General features: G+C 50.6%; 3 protein-coding genes and 1 pseudogene. 2 read left to right on the forward strand and 2 right to left on the reverse strand.

The annotated features are described in order from the left end of the window. Positions 1 to 388, forward strand: a 388-nt coding sequence (locus tag WBV75_RS00035; protein WP_424118620.1) for a glycoside hydrolase family 3 C-terminal domain-containing protein, incomplete at its 5' end; no start/stop codon positions are given. A 19-nt stretch (positions 389 to 407) separates the two neighbouring features. Then, positions 408 to 1,577 carry an alpha/beta hydrolase gene (locus tag WBV75_RS00040; protein ID WP_424118621.1) on the forward strand — a complete coding sequence of 390 codons (1,170 nt, stop codon included), beginning with the start codon at positions 408 to 410 and terminating at the stop codon, positions 1,575 to 1,577. Between the two features lie 180 nt (positions 1,578 to 1,757). Here the strand turns inward: WBV75_RS00040 and WBV75_RS00045 are convergent. Together WBV75_RS00045 and WBV75_RS00050 are read right to left on the reverse strand one after the other, a co-directional pair. Next, a pseudogene (locus WBV75_RS00045) lies at positions 1,758 to 2,321 on the reverse strand (DUF3604 domain-containing protein); the annotation flags it as partial. A gap of 15 nt (positions 2,322 to 2,336) precedes the next feature. Then, positions 2,337 to 3,254, reverse strand: a 918-nt coding sequence (locus WBV75_RS00050) for an efflux RND transporter periplasmic adaptor subunit (RefSeq protein ID WP_424118622.1), incomplete at its 5' end; no start/stop codon positions are given.

Consider the following 3,254-nt stretch of genomic DNA (forward strand, 5'->3'; position numbering starts at 1 on the left):
TAGCTACCCGGATCTTGAAACCATTCGGAAAACAAGGCAGCAAATGGGTGAAAGGCCTGTGATTCTCCTGTCAACCGCCACGAATCCGATGGTCTTTTCCGATATTGAGCCTGATGTCGATGCCATCCTGGTGGACTTCGGAGTTCAGGTAGAAGCCCTGATGGAAATGGTATCCGGGACTTCGGAGCCCTCCGGCCTCCTCCCTATGCAAATGCCCAGGGATATGGTGACCGTGGAAAAGCAATTAGAGGATGTTCCTCACGACATGGTTCCATATACGGATACTGAGGGGAATACCTATGACTTCACCTTTGGCCTGAACTGGGAGGGCGTCATCAGGGATGGACGTGTGGAGAAATACGAACGAAATCCAAAAAACGAGAACTAAAGTCAAAACAGCCAGACAGATGAAAACATATTTCTATTGTAGTATTTTCTTAATCATAAGTGCGATTTTCCAGGCCCCGGCCCAGGAGAGCATGATGAACGAAGCCCTGCGGTCCCCTGAGGTTGATGAAACAGGCCGGGTAACCTTTCGCCTCAAAGCCCGGGATGTGCAACAAGTCAAAGTAACAGGGGACTGGATGCCCCGGGAAGGGTATGGCAGGGCTACAGCGGCCCTGGAGAAGGGTGGTGACGGAATTTGGACCTATACCACAGAATCCCTGCCCTCTGAATTGTACTGGTATCACTTCATCGTGGACGGGGTTCGTACCATAGACCCGTCCAATGCACATATGATCAGGGATGTGGCCTCTGTTTTCAACATCTTTATCGTACCCGGGGATAAAGGGGATCTCTACAGTGTTCAAAATGTACCACATGGTACGGTGACCAAACGCTGGTATGACTCTCCGGGCCTGGAGAAAAAGCGACGTATGACCATTTATCTTCCCCCGGGTTATGAGACTTCTGATCAGGAGTACCCCGTACTCTACCTCCTGCACGGAGCGGGTGGGGATGAAGAAGCCTGGTCGGACCTGGGCCGGGCCACCCAAATCCTGGACAATCTGATCGCCTCCGGAAAGGCAGACCCCATGATTGTTATAATGCCTAACGGGAATGCCCAGGACGAAGCGGCCCCCGGAAAAGCCAGTGGCTCCCTTGTACAGCCTTCATTTATGAGGCCCAATATGATGGCAGGGGACTATATCTCATCTTTTGGGGATATCATATCATTTATCGAGTCCAATTACCGTGCAAAGGCAGACAAAGAATACCGCGCCGTTGCCGGCCTTTCTATGGGAGGGTTCCACAGCCTCCATATTTCGCGTTATCACCCAAATACATTTGAATATATCGGGTTGTTTTCACCGGCGATAACACCTCGGAATAATGCAGAAGCCCCGGTTTTTCAAAACATGGATGAAACCCTGAAGACCCAAATGGAAAACGGATATGCGCTTTACTGGATCGGCATCGGGAGGGAGGATTTTCTATATGATGAGGTAACCGCCTACCGCAACCGTCTGGATGCATTGAATATGCCCTATGAGTATGTCGAAACCGGTGGGGGGCACGTTTGGACTCTATGGAGGGAGTACCTGACAACCTTTGCACAACAGCTTTTTAAATAGCCTTACAGGTTTTTCTCCGTCTGTTGTCCAAGATTTCTGATCCCTTCCCTGTCTGCTTTGGAGGGAAGAACAACAGTGACCTGGAATCGCGCCATCAAACCGTTTTTATCATTGAAAAAGATCTGACCCAACATAGCCTGGGCCCTTATACTTGATTGCAATATCATTGAGATTTAAAGTTTAGTTTGGATTGTACCAGATTGGCGATCCCCAGGCCCGCTCCTGTAACGTTTTGGCGACACTTTCCGGATAGGCAACCCCTTCGCGGATTTCATCCCAGAGCGTCCAACGGGCTGTGGGTAATTGGATTACCCGTGAATAGTAGAAGGCCTGTTGACCGGGGTCAAAATAGGGGTCTTCCCAAACAGCGCTCAACTCCGGACTTCCCTGGCTCGTGTCAAAAGCCCCTGTTTCTATATTGACAGGCGCATTGAGAGGGGAGGAACCATCGGCTGCAATTTTCCGGTTATCAGAAACCGCGACGTTATAGATCTTTTCTTTCATTTCGCCCTTTTCGACCCATCCTTTGATGATTTGGATGCGATCCAGATTCGGGCCGATAGGATCCTTCATGGCCCATACCATGAATTTCGGACTTTGCCCCATGCTTTTAGGGAGATCACCGCCCATGGGTATCGCCTGGTTACTGCCTGCTGTGACCATGGACTCATAAGAATCGTAAGCGTCTTTCAGGTCATAACCGGCGAACATACGCACCTTAATCCGAGGGCCACTTGTGGCGAAGGTCTCTTTGTGGCTTCAGGGCTCCATACCTGAGATCAGAAAGGCCCCATTAACCAGTACCTTATCTTTACTGCTCAGGCTTCCTGCATCGGTAAGGGCTGTCAGGCCCCGGGCGGTAGGTCCTGTTTTTACCATCACTTTGCGAAACCTCAAACCGGCATCAGAGGTTCCTTCCTGAATAAAAATATAGCGGTCCTCGTCCTCAGCCACGATCGCTTCTTCCGGCAGGGCTAGAAACAATGGAGATCCGGCCTCCGGATCCTCATCAGTACCCACAAGGATTTCTGCCTGTACGAACATTCCTACAAGCAATGAGGCTTTGTGCTCCTCATTGAGGTGTCCATGAACCTGTACCGTACGGTTCGCATCGATACTGCTGCCGACCAGATAGATTGTGCCCTCGTATTCGGTATCCGATACTTCGGGAATTCGAAACCGTATAGGTTGTCCCTCCCGAACCTTCCCGATATCCTGCTCAAAAACACTGAGCTCGAGATGTAAGTGTTCCGGATTGATGATCTCCAGCATTTCGGAAGCCCGGGAGACATAACTGCCCATACTGATATTTACCTGGGTCACTTTTCCGCTGATCGGGGCGTAAAGGGCGATTTCAGAACGCAAGGCATCGGGCTCCAGTTCATCGGGCCGGATTCCCAGGAGGGACAACTGCTTTTCCAGCCCGCTTTTTCGGGCAGAAGCACTCCTGTAAGCGCTTTGTGCCTGAAGAAAGCCTTTTTCTGAACTGATTTGTTCTTCAAACAGGGTTCGCTGACGTTCAAATTCAGATTTCAGATAGGGCAGGGTTTCCCGTACTTCCATGTACTCCTGTTGGAGGGTGAGAAACTCCGGGTTCTCCAACACGGCAACGACCTGGCCTTTCCGAACCTTATCTCCCACAAGGAGGGTTGTTTTTTTAACGAAGCCCCCGTAGAC

This window comes from Robiginitalea sp. (genome assembly GCF_049588695.1).
Classification (GTDB): Bacteria; Bacteroidota; Bacteroidia; order Flavobacteriales; family Flavobacteriaceae; genus Robiginitalea.

Bases quoted from the DNA above. Each gene is read 5' to 3' on its own strand.
- WBV75_RS00040 (WP_424118621.1), top strand. From the start codon at position 408: ATGAAAACATATTTCTATTGTAGTATTTTCTTAATCATAAGTGCGATT.